At 59.7% G+C, this 21,245-nt stretch carries 16 protein-coding genes; 8 read left to right on the plus strand and 8 right to left on the minus strand.

Annotated elements, in window-relative coordinates; all coding sequences use genetic code 11:
• Positions 1–45 precede the first annotated feature (45 nt).
• The 3 genes from KGB29_RS15285 to KGB29_RS15295 are packed head-to-tail and all read right to left on the minus strand — an operon-like array spanning position 46 to position 2,317.
• Entirely contained in the window at positions 46–756 is a 711-nt protein-coding gene (locus KGB29_RS15285) for an ABC transporter permease (RefSeq protein ID WP_150813162.1), read from the minus strand.
• On the minus strand, positions 753–1,478 hold the full coding sequence (locus tag KGB29_RS15290; RefSeq protein ID WP_150813163.1) for an ABC transporter permease: 726 nt from the start codon (positions 1,476–1,478) through the stop codon (positions 753–755). The genes KGB29_RS15285 and KGB29_RS15290 overlap by 4 nt, the downstream gene beginning before the upstream one ends.
• Positions 1,479–1,537: 59 nt before the next feature.
• Positions 1,538–2,317, minus strand: a complete 780-nt coding sequence (locus KGB29_RS15295) for a transporter substrate-binding domain-containing protein (protein ID WP_150813164.1) — start codon at positions 2,315–2,317, stop codon at positions 1,538–1,540.
• A 622-nt stretch (positions 2,318–2,939) separates the two neighbouring features.
• Between KGB29_RS15295 and KGB29_RS15300 the strand changes: the two genes are divergently transcribed.
• From KGB29_RS15300 to KGB29_RS15325, 6 genes are all read left to right on the plus strand, one after another.
• Entirely contained in the window at positions 2,940–3,986 is a 1,047-nt protein-coding gene (locus KGB29_RS15300) for an ornithine cyclodeaminase (protein ID WP_150813165.1), read from the plus strand.
• Between the two features lie 325 nt (positions 3,987–4,311).
• Positions 4,312–9,144 carry a M10 family metallopeptidase C-terminal domain-containing protein gene (locus tag KGB29_RS15305; RefSeq protein ID WP_150813166.1) on the plus strand — a complete coding sequence of 1,611 codons (4,833 nt, stop codon included), beginning with the start codon at positions 4,312–4,314 and terminating at the stop codon, positions 9,142–9,144.
• Between the two features lie 270 nt (positions 9,145–9,414).
• Positions 9,415–9,870, plus strand: a complete 456-nt coding sequence (locus KGB29_RS15310) for a glycine zipper 2TM domain-containing protein (RefSeq protein ID WP_150813167.1) — start codon at positions 9,415–9,417, stop codon at positions 9,868–9,870.
• 200 nt (positions 9,871–10,070) lie between these two features.
• A complete protein-coding gene (locus tag KGB29_RS15315; RefSeq protein WP_150813168.1) occupies positions 10,071–10,886 on the plus strand; it encodes an AraC family transcriptional regulator in 816 nt (271 codons plus the stop codon).
• Positions 10,887–10,995: 109 nt separating this feature from the next.
• The gene (locus KGB29_RS15320) at positions 10,996–12,072 is read left to right on the plus strand and encodes a threonine aldolase family protein (protein WP_223507913.1); all 1,077 of its coding nucleotides are present in this window, start codon (positions 10,996–10,998) and stop codon (positions 12,070–12,072) included.
• Between the two features lie 191 nt (positions 12,073–12,263).
• The gene (locus KGB29_RS15325; RefSeq protein WP_090457877.1) at positions 12,264–12,722 is read left to right on the plus strand and encodes a metallophosphoesterase family protein; all 459 of its coding nucleotides are present in this window, start codon (positions 12,264–12,266) and stop codon (positions 12,720–12,722) included.
• A 165-nt stretch (positions 12,723–12,887) separates the two neighbouring features.
• Here KGB29_RS15325 and KGB29_RS15330 read toward each other — a convergent pair whose 3' ends face one another.
• Both KGB29_RS15330 and KGB29_RS15335 read right to left on the minus strand, forming a co-directional pair.
• Entirely contained in the window at positions 12,888–13,319 is a 432-nt protein-coding gene (locus tag KGB29_RS15330) for a GFA family protein (RefSeq protein WP_150813169.1), read from the minus strand.
• Positions 13,320–13,511: 192 nt separating this feature from the next.
• Positions 13,512–13,757, minus strand: coding sequence for a hypothetical protein (locus KGB29_RS15335; protein WP_150813170.1), 246 nt, complete (start codon positions 13,755–13,757; stop codon positions 13,512–13,514).
• Positions 13,758–14,087: 330 nt separating this feature from the next.
• Between KGB29_RS15335 and KGB29_RS15340 the strand changes: the two genes are divergently transcribed.
• A complete protein-coding gene (locus KGB29_RS15340; RefSeq protein WP_150813171.1) occupies positions 14,088–15,410 on the plus strand; it encodes a DUF1329 domain-containing protein in 1,323 nt (440 codons plus the stop codon).
• Positions 15,411–15,578: 168 nt separating this feature from the next.
• Here KGB29_RS15340 and KGB29_RS15345 read toward each other — a convergent pair whose 3' ends face one another.
• The 3 genes from KGB29_RS15345 to KGB29_RS15355 form a co-directional block, all read right to left on the minus strand.
• Positions 15,579–15,740: a DUF2986 domain-containing protein gene (locus KGB29_RS15345; RefSeq protein ID WP_079246754.1), complete on the minus strand. Its 162-nt coding sequence runs from the start codon at positions 15,738–15,740 to the stop codon at positions 15,579–15,581.
• A gap of 150 nt (positions 15,741–15,890) precedes the next feature.
• The gene (locus KGB29_RS15350) at positions 15,891–18,329 is read right to left on the minus strand and encodes an alpha/beta hydrolase fold domain-containing protein (protein WP_150813172.1); all 2,439 of its coding nucleotides are present in this window, start codon (positions 18,327–18,329) and stop codon (positions 15,891–15,893) included.
• Positions 18,316–19,986, minus strand: coding sequence for a GMC family oxidoreductase (locus tag KGB29_RS15355; protein WP_150813173.1), 1,671 nt, complete (start codon positions 19,984–19,986; stop codon positions 18,316–18,318). Before KGB29_RS15355 ends, KGB29_RS15350 begins: the two co-directional genes overlap by 14 nt.
• Before the next feature lie 223 nt (positions 19,987–20,209).
• Between KGB29_RS15355 and KGB29_RS15360 the strand changes: the two genes are divergently transcribed.
• Positions 20,210–21,235, plus strand: a complete 1,026-nt coding sequence (locus KGB29_RS15360; protein ID WP_150813174.1) for an AraC family transcriptional regulator — start codon at positions 20,210–20,212, stop codon at positions 21,233–21,235.
• Positions 21,236–21,245: the final 10 nt, after the last annotated feature.

Genomic DNA, 21,245 nt, shown 5'->3' on the forward strand with positions numbered 1-21,245 from the left:
TGAAGCGGCACACTTATCGGCGCCGCTCTGGATAAAGAATGGAAGTCAGTGGGTCGGGCCCAGAAAGCTCAGCCAGCGTTTCTCAGCCAGGCGGAACGCACCGACCAGCCCGAACGACAGCACGAGGTACAGCAGGCCGGCGATACCGAAAGCCTGAAACGTCATGAAAGTCGCGGCGTTGGCATCCCGGGCGATTTTCAGGATGTCCGGGATGGTTGCGGTGAACGCCACCGAAGTCGCGTGCAACATAAGGATCACTTCGTTGCTGTAGTACGGCAGCGCGCGGCGCAGCGCCGAAGGCAGGATCAATTGCAGATACAGGCGCCAGCCACTGAGGCCGTAGGCATGGGCCGCTTCGATTTCACCGTAGGGAATGCTGCGGATCGCTCCGGCGAAAATTTCCACAGTGTAGGCGCAGGTGTTGAGGGTGAACGCCAGCAAGGTGCAATTCATGGCGTCGCGGAAAAACGCTTCGAGCAATGGCTGCGAACGGACCACCGCAATGCCGTAGATCCCGCTGTAGCAAATCAGCAACTGGATATACAACGGCGTGCCGCGAAAGATGTAGGTAAACAGCTGAACCGGCCAACGCAAGACACCCCAGCGCGAGACGCGCAAGATCGCCAGGGGCAATGACAGGAAAAACCCCATGGCAATACTCGCCACCAGCAGCCACAGGGTCATCGCCAACCCGGTGAGGGTCTCACCATCGCTGTACAGAAAGGGTTTCCAGTATTCGGCAATCAACTCGATCATCGCGCCATCCCCCGTACACCCTGGTTGTAGCGCCGTTCCAGCACACGCAAAACGTAGTTCGAAGCGCTGGTGATCAGCAGGTAAAGCGCTGCGGCCAACAGCAGGAAATCAAGCATATTGAACGTACTTTTACCGGCCTCTTGCGCGACTTTGACCAGGTCCGACAAACCGATGATCGAAACCAGCGCTGTGGCCTTGAGCAGCACCAGCCAATTGTTGCCAAGGCTCGGCAAGGCGAAGCGCATCATTTGCGGGAACACCACGAAACGGAAGCGCTGCCAACGGCTCAGGCCAAAGCACGCCGCGGCTTCCTGTTGACCGCGCGGCACACTCAGAATCGCCCCGCGAAAGGTCTCGGTGAAATACGCCCCGTAGATAAAACCAAGGGTGATGATGCCGGCCACGAATGGGTCGATTTCCATGTAGGGCCAGCCCATGGCCTCGGTCAGGGCGCTGAGCCAGCCTTGCAGGCTGTAGAAAATCAGCAGCATCAACACCAGGTCGGGCACGCCACGGATCAGTGTCGTGTAAAAGGTCGCCGGGAGATTCAACAGTTTCAGCGGCGACAGTTTGGCCGCCGCGCCGAGCAGCCCCAGCGCCATGCTCACAAAAAGTGCGAGCGCCGACAGTTTGAGGGTGACCCAGGTGCCGTGCAGCAACAAAGGGCCATAGCCTTGCAGGGCCGAAAGATCGAGCCCCAGAATATTCAGGAAGGAGTTCACGCCAGTCACCTGTCTTGATGCGCCCCGGTCGCAGCGATACAACGACCGGGGCACGAGGATCAGTTGTTGTAGAGGTCCAGATCACCGAAGTGTTTCTGCTGGATCTGCGCGTAGATGCCCTTGTCGTGCAGGGCCTTGATGGCGGCGTTGAGCATGCCTTTGAGTTCTTCGTTGTCCTTGCGCACACCAATGGCGATTTCCGACGGCACCAACGGGTCGCTGATGCCTTCACTGTTGTGGAAGTCCGCCCCTTGTGGCGAGGTCAGGAAACTCATCTGTGCTTGCAGCTTGTCCTGGATCGACGCGTCGAGACGGCCAAATACCAGGTCGGCATAGACCTGATCCTGATTCTGATAGGCCCGCAGCTTCACCCCGCCTGGCCCCAGTTTCGCCTTGGCGTAGGTTTCCTGAATCGTGCCCTGCATGTAACCGATGGTTTTTCCGCGCAGCGATTCGGCGGTAGGCAGCAGTCCGGAGTCTTTGCGGGTGACGATGGCGGTCGGTCCTGCGTACAGGCGATCGGTAAAGTCGATCTGTTTTTTGCGCGCGTCGGTAACGGTCATCGAAGATTCGATGGCATCGAACTTACCGGCCTTGAGCCCCGGAATCAGCCCGTCGAAATCATTGCTGATCCACACGCAGGTCAGCTTCAGCTCGGCACATATCGCATTGCCCAGGTCCACGCCGAAGCCCTGAACCCCGCCATCGGCCGTGGTGGATTCAAAGGGTGGGTAGCTTGGGTTGACGCCAAATCGCAGCTCCTTCCATTCCTTGGCGCTGGCGCCCGTGGTGCAGCAAAGCAACGCGAGTGCCGGCAAAGTCAGCCATTTGATGTTCATTTTCTAGAGTCCCGGATTATTTGGATTTATAGCGATCCGGCGCTTGCGTCGGACCACACTTTTTTGACAGGGGCAGAGAGTCGATGCGGTCTTCACCGCAGCCGTTTTTGTTGTTGTTTTCGACTGGAAGGTGCCAGTCGTCGGAGTTGCACTCCATCTCGGACAGCGATCAACAAGCGCTTGAAATGGACCGTCAGAATGCCAATTGCCGGGAGGGTGCTGGTGTCGTAACCCCACGTTCAAACAGCGTGCCTGTGCTGAACGAAGGGCTTTCACAGCCGATTCTGTCGCCCACTGTGTCCCCACATAAAAGGGAGCGGCACAAGACATGTGCTTGTCTTTGAGGCCTTCTTTACCTGCATGACGATGCTTCGTGAAGTACATCGCGCCTGAGCCGTGCGAGCGAGATGCGAGTGGTCACTGTCCCCCGGCCGATTCCGCTGTGCGCTCTGTGTTTTTCGACTTCTCTCGCTGTGTCCAGGGTCAGTATTGGCCGAAATCTTCTCTCCATTGCCTCGACAATAGGTCCGTTGCAAACACATGGACCGCCTCCTGAGTCTCAGCCGCCAAAGCGAAAGGCAGTCCAGACCGGCACACCATAAAACGCCCAAAGGAACCCAATATGACCCGTTACATTGACGTCAATGATCTGAGCCGTCTCGTCCAGGAAAAAGGCTTGCCTCGTTGCCTGATCGAAATGGCCGAGTACATCCGTCAAGACTACGTACGCTGGCCGGATTTCGAAAAGTGCGCGCGCCTGGCCAACCACTCCCCCGAGGGCGTCATCGAGCTTATGCCTGTGTCCGATGCCTCGCTCTATGCCTTCAAGTATGTCAACGGGCATCCGAAGAACACGCACAATGGCATGCTGACGGTCATGGCATTTGGTGCGCTGGGAGACGTCGATACCGGCAAGCCTGTTTTACTGAGTGAAATGACGCTGACTACCGCCATTCGCACCGCTGCCACTTCTGCACTCGCCGCCCGCTACCTCGCCCGACCGGACAGTCGCCGAATGGCACTTATCGGCAACGGTTCACAGAGCGAATTCCAGGCCCTGGCATTTCATACACTGCTAGGCATTACTGAAATCAGCCTCTACGACATCGATCCTGCCGCGACGGCGAAGCTGGTAGCCAACCTGCGGGCCTACCCCGCCATTGCGGTGACCATAGCCAAAACCGTCGCGGAAGCTGTACGTGGGGCCGATATCGTGACCACGGTCACGGCCGACAAGGCCTACGCAACGATTTTGACGCCTGAGATGATCGAGCCCGGGATGCACCTCAACGCAGTGGGCGGCGACTGCCCCGGCAAGACCGAACTGCACCGAGACATCGTGGAGCGTGCGCGAGTCATGGTTGAGTACGAACCACAAAGCCGCATTGAAGGCGAAATTCAGCAGATGCCCGCCGACTCACCGGTGATCGAATTCTGGAAAGTCATCAATGGTCAGACCCAAGGTCGCCAGCATGCCGAGGAAGTCACCTTGTTCGACTCGGTCGGCTTCGCCATCGAAGACTACTCCGCCTTGCGCTATGTGCTGGACGTTGCAAGAACGCTCAACATTGGCAGCGACATCCAGCTGGTGCCGGAGCTGCAAGATCCAAAGAACCTGTTCTCGTTGCTGCAGCCTTCAGCAACTGACGATGTAAGGCTTCGGGCTTAACTGCACTCGACACTTCGAAGCGTTTACCTGGCGGCCCCTTCGGCTGCCAGGCGGAACCCTGAACAAGGTCTCGGTCTTTTGAGTTTTTTTACAGCGCCATCCGCTGCGCGAGCCACCCGGTCCAGTGCGGACTCGCTACCTGAGCGATCGTCAACAAACCGTTATTTTCCCGAAACATCTCATAACCGCTAATCAGTTTGATCTGTTTTTTGACGCTTCCCCGATATGCGGTCACAACTTTTGCGCTCCGTTGGGTCATAACACGGTAGCTGCCGATGGAATATTGGCATCTGCCGAGGTTTTCGCCTGATACGGAGATAAACTCATGATTTTCAATGTACAAAATTTTGGCGCCAAAGGAGATGGCATCACTGACGATACGGCGGCAATACAAAATGCAATTGATGCGGCGGCCGCTGCAGGCGGGGGGCAGGTGTACATGCCGACCGGAACTTATATCGTTTCGGGAGGTGAGGAACCCTCCGACGGCTGCCTGATGCTCAAGAGCAACGTCTACCTGTACGGCGACGGCATGGGCGCAACCACCGTCAAGGTGGCTGACGGTTCCGACACCAAGATCACCGGAGTCATCCGCTCCGCCTATGGCGAGCAAACCCACGACTTCGGTGTCAGCAACCTCACCATCGACGGCAACCGTGACAACACCACGGGCAAGATCGACGGTTGGTTCAACGGCTACATTCCAGGCGAAGCGGGCTACGACTCCAACGTCACCCTCGACAGCGTCGAGATCAAGGATTGCTCCGGGTACGGTTTCGACCCCCACGAGCAGACCGTGAACATGGTCATCAGCAACAGCGTGTCCCACGGCAACGGCCTGGACGGTTTCGTTGCCGACTTCCTCAGCGACAGCACCTTCGAAAACAACGTCGCCTACGACAACGACCGGCACGGTTTCAATATCGTCACCAGCACCCACGACTTCACACTCACCAATAACGTTGCCTACAACAACGGCGGCACTGGCATCGTCGTGCAGCGCGGCAGCGAGGACATCCCCTCCCCCAGCAACATCACCATCACCGGTGGCGAGGTGTACGGCAACGGCGCCGAAGGGGTGCTGATCAAACTGTCCAGCGAGGTGACCGTCAGTGGCGTCGACATCCACGACAACACCAGCGCCGGGATCCGCATCTACGGCAGCAACCACGTCGAGATCATCGACAACACGCTCAACAACAATTCCCTGGGCAGCCCCGTACCGGAGATCATCATCCAGTCCTACGACGACACCCTGGGCGTATCCGGCAAGTACTTCAACGGCAGCGATAACACCATCCAGGGCAACCTCATCACCGGCAGCAACCTGTCGACCTATGGCGTTGCAGAGCGCAATGAAGACGGCACTGATCGCAACGCCATCATCGGCAACACCATCAGCCACACCAGTAACGGTGCCACGCTGGTCTATGGCGACGGCAGCTACGTCAGCGCCACGGTGCCGATGACCACCGTGCAAGGTACGGCTGGCAACGACACCCTGCTGGGCAGCGCCGCCAGCGAGATTTTCTACGGCGTTGCCGGCAACGACACCCTCAATGGCGGGGCCGGCGACGACATTCTGGTGGGTGGTGCAGGCATCGACAAACTCACCGGCGGTACCGGCGCCGATACGTTCCGTTTCGCCGCTCAGTCCGACAGTTACCGCAACGCGACCACAAGCTTTGATGACACCATTACCGACTTCGACGTCACCCAGGACAAGATCGACCTCGCCGGCCTCGGCTTCACTGGCCTGGGCAATGGCCGTGGCGGCACCCTGCAGGTCAGCTACAGCGCCAGCAGCGACCGCACCTACATCAAGGACTACGACGCCGACGCCAGCGGCAATCGTTTCGAGTTGATCCTCTCGGGCAACCTTGCCAGCATCCTGACGGCCAATAACTTCATCTTTAATCGGGTGATTACCGGCACCAGCGGCAGCGACTCGCTGTTGGGTAGCGATTCGGCCGACACCCTGCTCGGCCTGGCGGGCAACGACAGCCTCAGTGGCGGCGCGGGCGACGACAAGCTCGACGGCGGTGCCGGTATGGACACCCTCACCGGCGGTGCCGGCGCGGACACGTTCGTGTTTTCCAGTCGCCTGGACAGTTACCGTAACTACAACACCGGCGGTGCCAACCTTGGCGACCTCATCACCGATTTCGATGTCACCGCCGACAAGATCGACCTCTCGGCCATGGGTTTCACCGGCCTGGGGGATGGCAAGAACAACACCGTGTACCTGGTGCTCAACAGTGCCGGCACCAAGACTTATATCAAGTCCCTGACCGCCGACGCCAATGGCAACCGCTTCGAAGTGGCACTGGACGGCAACTACCTCGACAAGCTGACCAGCGCCAACTTCGTCTTCGCCACCTCGTCACCAACCAACCAGGCGCCGGTGCTGACCACGCCGCTGCTGGATCAGAACGCCACCGAAAACACCGTGTTCAGCTACGTGGTGCCGGCCACCAGCTTCACCGATCCGGACAATGACAACCTCAGCTACACCGCGACCCTGGCCGACGGCAGCGCCCTGCCCGCGTGGCTGAGCTTCAATGCCACCAACCTGACCTTCACCGGCACGCCGACCAGCACTGCGTCCGGCAATTACAACGTGCTGGTCAGAGCCACGGACCCGGCCGGTGCATCGGTCAGCGATAGCTTCGCCCTGGCGGTGGCCGATGCGCCCGCCAACACCGTCACCGGCACCAACAATGCCGAAACCCTCAACGGCACGGCGGGTGCCGACCTGATCCTTGGCCTCGGTGGCAACGACACGATCAAGGCCGGCACCGGCGCGGATATCGTCGACGGCGGCGCCGGACGCGATTCGCTGTACGGCGGCGACGGTGTCGATACCTTCCGCTACACCAACGTGCTCGACAGCTACCGCGACTACGACACCGGCGGTGTCACGGCCACCGACACGATTTATGACTTCACCGCGGGCGTCGACAAGATCGATGTTTCGGGCCTGGGCTTTCTCGGCCTCGGCGATGGCAGCAATGGCACGTTGTACATCACCCTCAACGCGGCCGGCGACAAGACCTACATCAAGTCCGCCGAAGCGGATGCCGATGGCAATCGTTTTGAAATCGCCCTCAGCGGCAACTACCTCAATACCCTGACCGCCAGCGACTTCGTGTTCGGCGAGAGCACCCGGCAGGACATCCTCTATCTGCCCACCCTCGGCCAATCCAATGCGCGCCTGCTGCGCATGACGGAGGACGACGGTCAGTCCGGCACCTCGATGCTGGTCAACGACCTGGACCGCTACACCCCCTATGACGTGCGTAGCCAGTTCACCGATGCCGATGGCAACGGCATCGACATCGCGGTGGGCGGCAGCACGGTCACCGGCCTGTCGACGCTGAGCGCCGGGGAACTCGAGTTGTGCTGGTGGCTGACCGACACCAACCAGCCCGGGGCCGCGTTGTTGCGCGCCGTGACGCTGCTGCGGGGTCAGCTCAGCGAACTGCAATCGATCAGTAACGTCACCATGGGCATCATTTGGGGCCAGGGCGAGGAAGCAGCCCAGGAGATCGCCCGAGCCACGGACAAAGCAGCGGCAGCAGCGGCGTACAAGGCCGCGACCCTGAAGGTGTTTGATTACCTGCATGCCCAGTTCGGCAACTTCAGCGTGTACATGATGGAAACCGGTCACTACGAACAGGACGCAGCGCGTGCCCGTGGTTATTCAGAGGAGAAAATTGCCTCCATCGTCGAGGGGGGGGCCTATGTCCGCGCGGCCCAGGAAGCCATCGCCGCCGAGCGCGCCGACGTCAAGCTGGCGGTGGACTACACCGACCTCCCCTTGCGCTACGAAGTCGATCCGCTGGCGTATCCCGACGACGTCTGGCACCTGCACGAAGAGTCGGCTGAGATCGTCGGCCAGCGCCTGGCCGACTACATTGCCAATGACCTTGGCTTCCAGGGCAACCCCAACGACAACAACAGCGTGCAGGACATTTTCGACAACGCCCGGAACATGATTTCCGGTACCGACCAGGCAGACACCTTGGTGGGCAGTTCGGGCAACGACACGCTGGATGGCGGCCTGGGCGCCGACACCATGACCGGTGGCAATGGCAACGATATCTATGTGGTCGACAACGCGTTTGACCGCGTGGTGGAAACCAGCACCTCGACCTCGCAGATCGATACAGTGCAGGCTTCCGTCAGCTGGACCCTGGGCGCCAATCTCGAGAACCTGGTGCTCACCGGCGTGTCGGACATCAACGGCACCGGCAATGAGCGGCACAATTTCATCACCGGCAATGCCGCCAATAACGTGCTCGACGGTGCCGCAGGGGCCGACAGCATGAGCGGCGGCGATGGCAACGACACCTATTATGTCGACAACGCCGATGACACCGTGATCGAGACCAACAGCAATGCGGCGCCAGGAGGAGTCGACAGTGTGCACAGCAGCCTGGCGGCCTTTACCCTCAGCAATAACGTTGAACATCTGTATGTCGATAGCACTGGCGCCGCCAATGGCACGGGCAACGCGTTGGACAACACGCTGTTCGCCGGAGCCGGCAACAACGTGCTGGACGGACGCGATGGCATTGACACGGTGTCCTTTGAGCGCGCCCTGTCCGGCGTTACCGTAAACCTCTCGACGTCAGCGCAACAAAACACCACGGGTTCCGGGCTCGACACCTTGAAGTTCTGCGAAAACCTGACGGGAAGCGCCTACGCCGATAGTCTCTCGGGCAACAGCGCCGCGAACGTTCTGAACGGTGGTGCGGGCAACGACTCACTGGTGGGCGGTTCGGGCGATGACCGGCTGATCGGCGGTACAGGCACCGACAACCTCATCGGTGGCACTGGCGCGGATACCTTCGCGTTCAGTGCGTTGTCGGACATGGGCGTCGGGGCTTTGCGCGATGTGGTCAACGGTTTCAAGAGCACCGAGGGCGATCTTCTGGATTTCACCGGCCTGGATGCCAACCCGCTGACCGCAACCGTCGACGCCTTCACCTTCATCGGCAGCAATGCCTTCGACCCTGCCAACGCCACCGGTCAACTGCGCTTTGCCAATGGCATTCTCCAGGGCAGTGTCAACGCCGACGCCACCCCCGAGTTCGAAATCCAACTGGTGGGCGTCCAGGAGCTGCACGCCAGCGATTTCACAGCCTTGGGTTAAGCCCACACCCTGCGGGAGCGCGCCTGGGGCGGGTGTGCGCGATTGAAGCCAGCCGTATCTCCCTCAAAAGGGGCAGCATCGCTGGAGATCCCGACGCCCTTTACATCGACTGCGCGGATCAGTGGCCATCCTGGTCGTGCGCTGGCGATGGCGCGCTTTCTCGACCTCAAACACCTTGCACAGTCAGACAAACGCATGAACCGGACTTTTTCGTCTAACGTCATTGGATGCGTTTGCATGATCCACTTCCTCTGAAAATGGAGTTCAACGATGAAAACAATCGCTTCCTGGCTGACGATTTCGCTTTTTGGTCTTTTGCTTGGCGGCTGTGCCGCGGTGGGAGCCGGGAGCGGAGGCGCTGGCGAGATGGAGATTCGCTCGGGGAAAATCGAGCAGATTACACAGACCCAGATGCAGACCAATCACGATAGCGGCGTCGGTGCCATCTTGGGCGGCATTGGCGGTCTGGGCCTGGGTAGCCTGATCGGCCAGGGTACCGGCCGGGATGTGGCGATGGTCGCCGGAGCCCTCGCGGGGGCGGCGGGCGGCAACTACGTCGAAAAGAAAAAATATGATCAGCCCGTGGACGCACAGCAGATCATCGTTCGCACCCAGAGCGGCGTACTGGTTTCGGTAACGCAGCCGATCAACCCGACGCTGAGAAAGGGCATGAACGTGTACGTCGAGGGTGCCGGAAACGAAGCGCGGGTGGTACCGCAAAGCTAGGATGGCTACCGGGCGTTGCGCAGCGGACAAATGAGCCGTCGTCACTTGCTGCGCAACATCCTCATGGCGAGCGAGTACGGTTGACACTCAATGACTCATGCACAACCTCAGGCCAATTGCTGGCAACCCATGGATCTCTACCTCTTGCGCACTTAAACTTTGAGTCTCTCGCCCTCCTCGCCGATTGTTGAACGGGTTTCATGACTGAGCAAGCCAAGTACCATCACGTGTCCGAAGTACCAGGCCTGGTGCTGGGGTCCGCACGTTTTGCGGATGTCGGCTTCGATCGCCATTACCACCTCGATTTCCACATTGGTTTTGTCACCGAAGGCATCCAGCGTCATCGAGCGAAAGGCGAGTCGTTTCTTTTGGGGCCGGGAAGTGTTGCCCTGATGCCGCCGGGTGAAATCCACGACGGTGTATCCGAGGACGGCGGCGCTTATACGCTCAAGACATTCCGTCTATCCCAAGCGTTGGTCGCGAGCCTGGCCGAGGAGATCAGCGGTCAACCGAAAGAGCTTGAATTGGCCGGTGTGTTGCTCGAAGACACGGGGCTTGCCGGCAACCTGCGCGGTTTGCACGAAGCGATGCAGCAGGCCGTTGGCCCCGGCAGCCTCGCGGTGCAGACGCAATGGTTCACCCTCCTTGAGCACCTGTTGAGCCAGTCACGGGCGATCAAGCCCGAAACGATTACCGGCTCGCTATCGCCCCTGCAATGGTCTCGCGTCAGGGACTATTGTTTCAGCCACATCGATGAGCGAATCACCCTCGATGATCTCGCCGGACTATGTGGGCTGGGGCGTTTCCCGTTTCTCAAGCAGTTCAAGCGGACCATCGGCATGACGCCCCACGCATGGCTGCTTCGCCTGCGTCTCGAACGGGCGTGTGGCCTGCTGTCTGGCAGCGCGCAACCGATCATCGATGTCGCCCACGCCGTCGGCTTCTACGATCAAAGCCATTTCAACCGCGCCTTTCGACAGGCATTCGGCGTCGCGCCATCGCGCTACAGGACTTAGGCCGTCGACCATCGACGAGCGTCAATTTTTTACAAGCGCAACAACCGTCCCACTCCATAGGATGCGCCAATCCGGGCGAAACACCTTCGCCTGCGCAGCCGAGAACTGGATGATGAACGGTGAAACAAGCAGACCGCCCGCGCTGGGTTTTTCAAGTGACAACATCGCCGGTGCATCGCCGGAGGTGGCACAAGCCCTCGTCAAACACAGTTCGGGCCAGGCGGGTCCCTATGGCACCGACGAGTTGACGGCACAGGTCAAGCGCAAGTTCTGCGAGATCTTCGAGCGCGACGTGGAGGTCTTTCTCGTGCCCACCGGCACCGCCGCCAACGCCCTGTGCCTGAGTGCGATGACACCACCCTGGGGCAACATCTACTGCCACCCGGCCAGCCATATCAACAACGATGAATGCGGCGCGCCCGAGTTCTTTTCCAACGGCGCGAAGCTGATGACCGTCGACGGCCCGGCGGCCAAGCTGGATATCGTCCGATTGCGCGAGCGGACTCGCGAAAAAGTCGGCGACGTACACACGACCCAGCCCGCCTGCGTCAGCATCACTCAGGCCACCGAAGTCGGCAGCATCTACACCCTGGATGAAATCGCAGCCATTGGTGACGTCTGCAAGTCCTCTTCCCTGGGATTGCATATGGATGGATCGCGTTTTGCCAACGCCCTGGTGTCGCTTGGCTGCTCCCCGGCCGAGATGACGTGGAAGGCCGGCGTGGATGCCCTGTCGTTCGGTGCCACCAAGAACGGCGTGCTGGCGGCGGAAGCGATCGTCCTGTTCAACACCTCCCTCGCCACCGAGATGAGTTACCGCCGCAAGCGTGCAGGCCATCTCTCTTCCAAGATGCGTTTTCTGTCGGCGCAGATCGATGCGTACCTGACCGACGACCTCTGGCTGCGCAATGCACGCAAGGCCAACGCTGCCGCCCAGCGCCTGGCGCAGGGGCTTGATGGCCTGGGTGGCGTCGAGGTGCTCGGCGGCACCGAGGCGAATATCCTGTTCTGCCGGCTGGACTCGACAATGATCGATGCGCTGCTGAAGGCCGGCTTCGGGTTCTACCATGATCGCTGGGGACCGAATGTCGTTCGCTTTGTCACCTCGTTCGCCACCACCGCCGAGGATGTCGATCACCTGTTGAACCAGGTGAGGCGAGCTGCTGACCGCACACAAGAACGATAGTCGATGGCGGGTGGCGGCTGTGCTCGCTCTGGTTTCAATGAGCAGCCGCCAAAGCGGAGTTACGCCTTCGACGTCATTTACCGCCCGGGGTCGGCTGCGATGTGGTTGAATTGAACGCTTCGTTCAACAAAGCTCCGCGCAGGAGACATCCGCTTGAACCTGGAACCAGAATGCATCTCGAGCCGCCCGCGATGAAAGTCGGCGTCATTTCCGACACCCACGGTTTGCTCCGCCCCGAAGCCATTGCCGCCCTGCAAGGCTGTGATCGCATCCTTCACGCGGGTGACATCGGTAGCGAGGCGATCCTCGACCAACTGGCCGCAATCGCGCCGGTGGATGCGGTGCGGGGCAACAATGACCTGGACGCATCCTGGGCGCGGGAGTTGCCCGATTGTCTGCACCTGGAGTTCAACGGCTGGACTGTTCTGCTGGTGCATGACATCGCCGACGTGGCGGCCGATCTTGATAGCCGCATCAAGCTGGTGATCACCGGTCATTCGCACAAACCGTGCATCGACTGGCGCGGTGAACGGCTATTCCTGAATCCCGGCAGTGCGGGGCGCAGACGCTTCAAGTTGCCTGTCACCCTGGCGTTGCTTGAAGTGGTGGACCAGTCAATCGAACCGCGACTGGTATCGCTGCTCGACTGAGTCGCCCTCAACCGTTCGATTCACGACTCGCCGGCAAGCACCCTCACTCTGTGGCAGTCGGACGGTCCAAGTTTTTGGCCGCTCGAGATCAGTGTGACGGCCCTGGTGCTGTGGTTGTTCACCTTCCAACTGTCAACGGGTCCCAAAGCCGACCACGCGCCTGAATCAAGCATCGACCTGCAACTCATGCAGAAGAAACCCCAGTGAATCCGGGGCTGCGCAATGACTTTTTGCCGAGCGTTGTTCATCCCACGACATAGCATCATCGGTGCAGAAATCTCCAACACACTCCATGCTCAACTCGCCATCGAGAAGTCCAAGCGGAATCCAGTAGTAAGGCGTTTCGCGAAGAACATTAGGCACGGTCGAGCCACATCGTGAGCAAAAGTCATTTCTGTACCCGCTGGGTTTGCGCCACCCCGTGATCGTCCCTTGCCCTTGCTCCCACCGAAAATCGCGAGCGTTGACCAGCGTGGCAAGATTATGGCCGACCCCGGTTTGCTTGCGGCACAGGGTGCAATGGCAGCGATAGAAAAATCGGGGTTCAACCGCCAGGGAAAAACGTACCGCCCCGCAAAGACATTGCCCTGATGCCATGAGTATCTCCCTTGAAAAATGCTTCATCCGTATTTGCCGGTCAACGGGTTGGTATTGGAAAAGGGGGGCCGTCCTGTTACTGGCCCCTTATTGCCATGTCGGCTTGGCAAAATGATAACCTTGGGCTTTTCCTGCCCCTATTTCACGCAGCTCCCCACTAGCTCCCCCTGCATTTCAATGACGTTGAACCTATCAGTCGTCGTTGTCATCGCGATCACGGTAGCGACGGTGATCGCGATCATAGTCACTGCGATCATAGCCACGACGATCATAGTCACGGTCATAACCTTGATCATCGTCCCCTCTCTGGTCGTAACCACGTCGATGGTCATGATCGTGATATCGCCCGTACCGCTCCCCGTCATCCCAGTGCGGGCCGCACCCTCCCAACAAGACGGCGCTGGAAATGGCCACGATCAAGATTACTGCGCGATTCATATGAACGTCCTAAACGTCGGAAGTATGGAAGGGTCATGGCTGCTCGAAACCTTCGTCCGGGCAGTGTTCAGACATAGCTATGACCATTCGGTAACCCAATGATTCCGCTGAAAAATACAAACAAGTGACAGTCGCTCTCCCATCGAATGCCCGACGAGACAGCCCGGGCCTGTCATCAATAGCCAAGGGGCTGTCGTCGAATGAAAAGCGCCCCTGATAAGGCGGCTATCTAATGGCAGTACTGAAAAAGTCTCTGGTGATGAGTCGACATAAGCGACTGCTGCGCCTGAGTCACGAGTTGCCTGGTACGCCAGGCAGGAGAATAACAATATGAAATTCGTGAAAAGTCTTCTGGCTGCCGTACCCCTCATGGCACTGGCCATCGATGCCCGCGCCTATGTATCGAGCCAGGAAGCCGCCCGGCTGGGCACCAGCCTGACGTGGGTGGGAGCCGAAAAGGCCGGTAATGCCGACGGCTCCATTCCGCCCTACAACGGTGGCCTGACCACTGCGCCGCCCGGTTTCAAGACCGGCGACAGCATGCGCCCGGACCCCTTCGCGGGCGAAAGACCGTTGCTGGTGATCAACGGCAAGAACGTCGACGCTTACAAAGGCATGCTGACCGCCACCACTGTAGCGTTGGCCAAGCGCTACCCCGCCTTTCGCGTCGACGTCTATCCGACCCACCGCACGGCATCGCTCCCACAGGCGGTACTGGACAACAGCCGCAGAAATGCCACCAACGCCAGGTCCCTCAACGGCGGGATCGCCATCGACAATGTGATGCCCGGGGTGCCTTTCCCGATTCCGCAATCCGGCGCCGAAGCGATGTGGAATTTCCTGCTGCGCTACCAGGGCGTCAACATCCACTCCAAGTACGACTCCTGGAGCGTCGACACGGCGGGTGTACCGAGCCTGGCGGTCACCGGCGAGGCATTCGTCTCCTTCCCGATCTACGAGAACCTGTCGAAACCGTTCAACAGCTCCGACATCTACTATCAGTTGAAGCTGTCCTATACCGGACCTGCGCGCCGAGCCGGCGAGTCGATCATGCTCAAGAACGCGACCAACCCGGCGGAGTTCCCTGGCCGCGCCTGGCAGTACATGCCTGCCCAGCGCCGCGTCAAACAGATCTCGATCCTGGCCTACGACACCCCCAACCCCGGTACTGCCCGTGCACTCGAGCTGTACGACTGGACGCTGGTGGGCAAGCAGGAAATGATCGTGCCCTACAACACTTACAAACTCACTTACGCTCGCGCTGCCAAGTCGCTGACCACGCCTGACTTCATTTCCCCGGACTTCGTACGCTGGGAAAAGCACCGGGTCTACGTCGTGGAGGGAAACCTCAAGCCGGGGGCGAAGCACATCTACCAGAAGCGCCGCTTCTACCTGGATGAAGACACCTGGGCCGCGGTGGCCTCCGATCAGTACGACACCAGTGGCCAGCTATACCGCGGCTCCTTCGCGTTCTTCAGCCAGAGCTACGACCAGCAGGTCCCGGACGCCACCCCTTTCATGACTTACGACCTGTCCAAAGGCACCTACAACATCAATGGCGTGGTGGGCCCCCATGGCGGCATCCGCTACATCGAGCCGCTATCGACGGCGCAGTGGGTGCCAGAGTCCATGGCGGGTGCTGGTATCCGTTAGGTCCGCGGCGAAGCAACTCCCGATCATGTATGACCGATGAATAACAAAGCCCCCAGGTTCAACGGAACCAGGGGCGCAGAAATCGGCCGGTCAAATGTAGCGAGGGGAATCTGGTCATTCAAAGCCGCGAAGGAAGGGGTCGACCACGTCTACGCGGTCCGACCTGAATCAGCTCTCAGAAGCGATCGTTGACTCGCCAACGGTTTCTGCCGCCAGCTTCAATCGGTCCGCTTTACAAATGTATTTAGGCTTGCTCTTCGGTGCCAGTTTGGCACTGGCCTTTTTGGCCTTAGCCTTGAACAGTTGCTTTAGTTTCTTTTGACGGTTCATTTTTTCTACTCGGTATGTCAGGTCTTGAATGATATCAGCTTAAGGCATTGGCCCAATTGTGCCGTTACAGACCAGCGAGTAAGAACGCCCATTAAAACGCCGAAAAGCCCGCCACCCTCAAGAGGATGGCGGGCTTTTGTGTTTTTGGCGTTACGTCACCTCAGGCTTCGTGCGTGCCAGTTGCTCCCGGGCAAATGCGCCGAGGGTCTTCAACGCCTTGGCCGCCGAACGCAGGTAGAAGGCTTGCAACTGGAACACGTGCCAGCGTGCGGCATACACCTCCAGGCGGCAATTCACCCCGCAGTCAAGCGCATGCTCGGCCAATCGGGTGGCGTCAGACAACAACAGCTCATGGTCACCGACCTGGATCAACATCGGCGGCAGCCCTTGCAGGTCCACCTCAAGCGGATAGCCCATCACCTGCGTACCGGCATACCAGCCCAGCCCTTGCTCCAGCCAACCGCGACGGATCATCGGATCCTGTTCTACCCGCGAGGTCATGGAAGCACCGCTCAGGCTGTCGTCAGTCACTGGCGACATCAGAAGCATGCCGGCGGCAAAATGCGGGTGAAGATCACGCAGCTTGAGCGCCAGAGCCAACACCAGCGCGGCACCCGCCGAATCGCCGGCCAGGAAGATTCGGTCAGCGGCATACCCCTGAGCCCGTAGCGCCTGATAGCAGGCCAGCGCATCGTCCAATGCCGCCGGGCAAGGATGTTCTGGCGCCAGGCGATAATCAGCTACCCACGCCGACATCCCCGAAGCCTTGGCCAAGCGGCCGGTGATGCTCCAATGTGTATCCGGCGAGCCTAGGCAGAACGCTCCGCCATGCAGGTACAGAATGACCCCGCCGTTTTCACCCTGCTGCGGTGCGACCACTTGCACGGGAACGCCGTTGGCCTGCTGACGATAACGAATCACGCCGCCAGTGCCTGGCATTAACCTGGACAATAGGTTCACGACCTTTCTCTGCGCAGGCGCCGCCAACCCCGGCCCGATCAGAGAGCGAAACGTGGTGCGAAGAAAAACCCTCAGGAATCCGGCGCTCAATGTTTCCGGCCAGTCGCGGGATTCGACTACGGTCGCGCCGCCTTCAAACTCGCGTGTGAAGCGGTATGCATGCAACCCGGAAAACCGCGTCAGCCAGCGATAGCTCAAGGTGAACCCCGGCCAGTTGGTGCTGTTGTTGCCAGCGTCATCCACATACCAGCTCTTGCAGCCGTTCCACACCGTGTTGACCAGGCGTTGCTGGACCTGCCCATGAAAGCGGTCATACACGCTGCGGTCGACCTCCACAGTGTTGGCGCCGTTGCCCTTCATCGTGCGCCAACAGCGCATGACGTGGGCTATCTGGCTTTCCAGCATGTAGACAATCGAGTTGTGACCCAGGTTGGTGTTCGGTCCATACAACATGAAGAAATTGGGGAATTGCGCAACCGTCAGCCCCAGATACGCGCGGGTGCCATCGCGCCAGGCATGGTTAAGGTCCACGCCATTTCGCCCGACGATACGCATCGGCGACAGAAACTCGGTGGCCGCGAACCCGGTGCCGTAGATGATCGCATCGACTTCATGCCGCTGGCCGTCAACGGTTTCAATGCCGCTTTCAGTGACTCGCGCAATGCCGTCGGTCACCAACTCCACGTTGGACCGGCTCATGGTCTGGAGGTATTCGCTCGACAGCAGGATACGCTTGCAGCCGTATGGATAATCCGGGGTCAGTTTGTTGCGCAGTACCGGGTCCGGCACTTGCTCGGACAACAGTCGACGGAACGGAATTCCCACTGCCCACTTCATCAAGCCCTTGAATCGGGTGAACGCCAGCGCCCGGGACTCGTAGCGCATGTATATCGAGGCACGGTACGCGGTCATCATCCAGGGCACGTTGCGCAGCAATGATTTTACCCGCTCCGAGTAAGCCCGATCCGGTCGAGGCATCAGGTACGCCGGCGAGCGCTGGAACACTTTCATGTGCCCGACAGTCCCGGCAATCGCCGGTACGAACTGAATGGCCGAAGCACCGGTGCCGACCACCGCCACGCGTTTGCCTGCCAGCGAATAGCTGTGGTCCCAGGTCGCCGAGTGGAACACGTGCCCCTTGAAGGTTTCCATACCTGCCAGCTTCGGGAACGCCGGGCGACTCAACTGACCGGTGCCACTGATCAACAGCGATGCACTCAGGACGCTGCCATCCTGCTGGGTCACGTGCCACAGCGACGTGCGGTCATCAAACTCGGCGGACACCACTTCGACGCCGAAACGAATGTGCTTGTCCAGCCCGTACTTGTCAGCGCAATGCCGCAGATAGGCGTGAATCTCGGCCTGGGGCGCGAACACCCTGCTCCAGTCCGGGTTCGGCTCAAACGAAAATGAATACAGGTGCGAAGGTACGTCGCACGCGGCGCCGGGGTAACTGTTGTCCCGCCAGACACCGCCGACATCCTGTTTCTTCTCCAGGATCACAAAGTCCTTCACACCGGCCTTTTGAAAGGCAACGGCCATGCCGATACCGGCAAAACCGCTGCCAATGATGATGGCGCTCAAGGCTGTTGCCGACTGACTGCCGGTTCCAACTTCATGCAACGACATAAGATGCCTCATTGTTGTTTTCAGTGGTGGCTGTCGCTTCAGTCCGGGCGGACGAACACACCCGCCCAATGCCGCGGATAAGGTCAACGGCTTTCTCGGCGATCATGATGGTCGGTGCGTTGGTGTTGCCGCCGATCAGGGTAGGCATCACCGATGCGTCAACGATTCGCAGCCCTTGCAGACCGTGTACTCGAAGTTGCGCGTCGACCACGGCCAGTGGGTCATCGCCCATGCGGCAAGTGCCCACCGGGTGATAAACACTGTCGGTACGACGACGCAATACGGTGCGGATCTGCTCGTCGGTCTCGACCCCGTCGGTGTACGGGTCGCGGGTGATCCAGTTGGCCAGCGCCGGTGCCTGCATCAAACGGCGTGTCAGTTTGAATGCCGCGACCATATCTTCAAGGTCCTGCGGGTCCTGAAGGAACGCCGGATCAATCAGCGGTGCCGCTTGCGGGTCTTTGCTGGCCAGAGATACGGTTCCGCGGCTGCGCGGACGCAACAGGCAAACGTGGCACGACAACCCATGACCCAGACGCAACTTGCGCGCATGGTCCTCCACCGGAGCCACGACAAAATGCAATTGAATATCCGGTTTATCCAGCCCTTCGCGCGTTTTGAGAAACGCTCCCCCCTCGGCAAAATTCGAGGTCAGCATGCCTCGACGTTCCCGGCGAAAACGGCCGGCTTCCTTGAGCATTCTGGTGCTGCCTGCAAATGAAACGCCCATGGCATCCAGGCTTGAGGTCTTGTAGACGAAAACGAAATCCGGATGGTCTTGCAGGTTCTGCCCAACACCAGGCAGGTCCTGCAAGAGCGGGATGCCATGGCGTTGCAGTTCCTCTTTGGGCCCCACGCCCGACAACATCAACAGTTGCGGGGTCTGGAAGGCCCCGGCGGCGAGGATGACTTCCCGCTTGGCACGCAGGGTGAGAACCTGACCGTTTTGCAGCACCTCGACAGCCACGGCGCGAGTGCCTTCAAATAAGATGCGTTGCACCTGGGTCCGGGTTTCGACGGTCAGGTTGTTGCGCACGCCCACATACGGCAACAGATACGCCCGCGCCGCGCTGCAGCGTTCACCGTGCTTTTGCGTGACTTGATAGATGCCAACGCCTTCCTGTTCCTCACCGTTGAAGTCGTCGTTGAGCGGTAAACCGGTCTCGCGGGCCGCCTCCAGAAAACGTTGCTGGAATGGATTGTCCGAACGCAAATCGCTGACCCACAACGGCCCACCCCGCCCGTGCAAGTCGTTGCCGATGCGCTCGTTGTGCTCGCTGCGACGGAAGTACGGCAAGACATCCTTGAAGCCCCAACCGGTATTGCCCAGGGCGGCCCAATGGTCGTAGTCCCATTGATGACCCCGCACGTAGATCATGGCGTTGATCGCAGAGGAACCACCCAGTGCCTTACCCCGTGGCTGGTAGCCCTTGCGCCCTTCCAGCCCCATCTGTGGGACGGTGTCGAAGGCCCAGTTGTTCACCGAAGTCGGGACCATTGCCACCATCGCCGCTGGGATATTGACCAGGCTGGACTGCCCGCCACCACCGGCTTCCAGCAAACAAACACTGACGTCCGGATCTTCGCTCAGCCGACCGGCAACCACACAACCACCGGAACCGCCGCCCACTACGATGTAATCGAAGGTCTTTTTCATTGTTGTTCTCCCTTGTGCAAGGCAGTGCGAGATTTGCGGGGTTACCCGAAAACACACAACTGCGCCTCCTGGTTTTCGCCAGGTGCCGCAACGGCCTTTTATTGAAGGTTAAACGACGAACCGTGCGCAAAGGATGGTGACGGCCATTGATAAAGAACCGAATGCTGGAATGGGACAATTGCTTTATTATTCGGGCCAACCTTTTCGCCACAGGGACATGGGCATGACCTTTCGGGATTTTCTGCGTGGCCCGGCCAGCGCCTTACTGCTGGTGGAGTTCGGCGTCGAAAAAGGCTTGGCGGCCAGTGCGATACTGGCCGGCTCGGGGCTGACGGCAGCGCAACTGGCCGACCCGAATCTGGAGCTGACTGCCGATCAGGAACTGCGGGTGACCGGCAATCTGTTGCAGTTGCTCGGTCATCCTCCGGGGCTTGGCTTCGAAATCGGTGCGCGCTATCACTTCTCGACCTATGGCCTGTTTGGTTACGGCCTGATCAGCAGCGCGACCACCGGGGATGCACTAACCCTGGCACTGAGCTTTTTGCCGCTGACCTACGCATTCACCGTGGTGACCTATGAAGAGCAAGGCAGTGAAGGTGTGCTGACTTTCGCCACGCCCGGGCTGGCAACCGACCTGCGGGATTTTCTGTTGGCCCGGGACATGGCAGCGGGGGCGCTGTTGCTCAAGGAACTGGGGGGCGATGACTTTTCGCTGTCGCGCTTCACGTTGCGTGCCGGTCCTGCTCACGAGTGCGATAACGACCGTTTATTGGGGCTGGCGCCTGTCTACGCAGCCAGCAGCAACAGCCTGGCCTTTGATCGTTCATTCCTTGTGCGCCCCTTGCCGCAAGCCAACGCCGTCACAGTGAGCATGTGCGAGCAGATGTGCACACAGTTGATGCAACGGCGAATCGCCCGTTCCGGCATGACGGCGCTGGTCCAGCACTACCTGACCAATACCGATGCGACGCCACCGGACCTTTGCGCCATGGCCCGCCTGATCCACGTCAGCACTCGCACCCTCAAGCGCCGCCTGCACGACGAAGGCACCACCTTCCGTGCCTTGCTGGCCGAGGCCCGAAGCCGCAGTGCCATCGAAATGCTCTACGACGAACGCCTGAGTCTCACCGAGATTGCCGAGCGACTGGGGTTCAGTGACCTGTCGAGTTTTTCCCAGGCATTCAAGCGCTGGTATGGGGTAGCACCGAGTCATTTCTCGCTGCGAAAAAGCAGCAGCGGCGTGTGCTAGATGACGCACT

Origin of the sequence: Pseudomonas sp. BF-B-30 (assembly GCF_019956305.1) — a bacterium.
GTDB classification, from domain to species: Bacteria; Pseudomonadota; Gammaproteobacteria; order Pseudomonadales; family Pseudomonadaceae; genus Aquipseudomonas; species Aquipseudomonas jessenii.

Bases quoted from the DNA above. Each gene is read 5' to 3' on its own strand.
- KGB29_RS15285 (WP_150813162.1), bottom strand. From the start codon at position 756: ATGATCGAGTTGATTGCCGAATACTGGAAACCCTTTCTGTACAGCGAT.
- KGB29_RS15295 (WP_150813164.1), bottom strand. From the start codon at position 2,317: ATGAACATCAAATGGCTGACTTTGCCGGCACTCGCGTTGCTTTGCTGC.
- KGB29_RS15300 (WP_150813165.1), top strand. From the start codon at position 2,940: ATGACCCGTTACATTGACGTCAATGATCTGAGCCGTCTCGTCCAGGAA.
- KGB29_RS15305 (WP_150813166.1), top strand. From the start codon at position 4,312: ATGATTTTCAATGTACAAAATTTTGGCGCCAAAGGAGATGGCATCACT.
- KGB29_RS15310 (WP_150813167.1), top strand. From the start codon at position 9,415: ATGAAAACAATCGCTTCCTGGCTGACGATTTCGCTTTTTGGTCTTTTG.
- KGB29_RS15315 (WP_150813168.1), top strand. From the start codon at position 10,071: ATGACTGAGCAAGCCAAGTACCATCACGTGTCCGAAGTACCAGGCCTG.
- KGB29_RS15320 (WP_223507913.1), top strand. From the start codon at position 10,996: ATGATGAACGGTGAAACAAGCAGACCGCCCGCGCTGGGTTTTTCAAGT.
- KGB29_RS15325 (WP_090457877.1), top strand. From the start codon at position 12,264: ATGAAAGTCGGCGTCATTTCCGACACCCACGGTTTGCTCCGCCCCGAA.
- KGB29_RS15330 (WP_150813169.1), bottom strand. From the start codon at position 13,319: ATGGCATCAGGGCAATGTCTTTGCGGGGCGGTACGTTTTTCCCTGGCG.
- KGB29_RS15335 (WP_150813170.1), bottom strand. From the start codon at position 13,757: ATGAATCGCGCAGTAATCTTGATCGTGGCCATTTCCAGCGCCGTCTTG.
- KGB29_RS15340 (WP_150813171.1), top strand. From the start codon at position 14,088: ATGAAATTCGTGAAAAGTCTTCTGGCTGCCGTACCCCTCATGGCACTG.
- KGB29_RS15345 (WP_079246754.1), bottom strand. From the start codon at position 15,740: ATGAACCGTCAAAAGAAACTAAAGCAACTGTTCAAGGCTAAGGCCAAA.
- KGB29_RS15350 (WP_150813172.1), bottom strand. From the start codon at position 18,329: ATGTCGTTGCATGAAGTTGGAACCGGCAGTCAGTCGGCAACAGCCTTG.
- KGB29_RS15355 (WP_150813173.1), bottom strand. From the start codon at position 19,986: ATGAAAAAGACCTTCGATTACATCGTAGTGGGCGGCGGTTCCGGTGGT.
- KGB29_RS15360 (WP_150813174.1), top strand. From the start codon at position 20,210: ATGACCTTTCGGGATTTTCTGCGTGGCCCGGCCAGCGCCTTACTGCTG.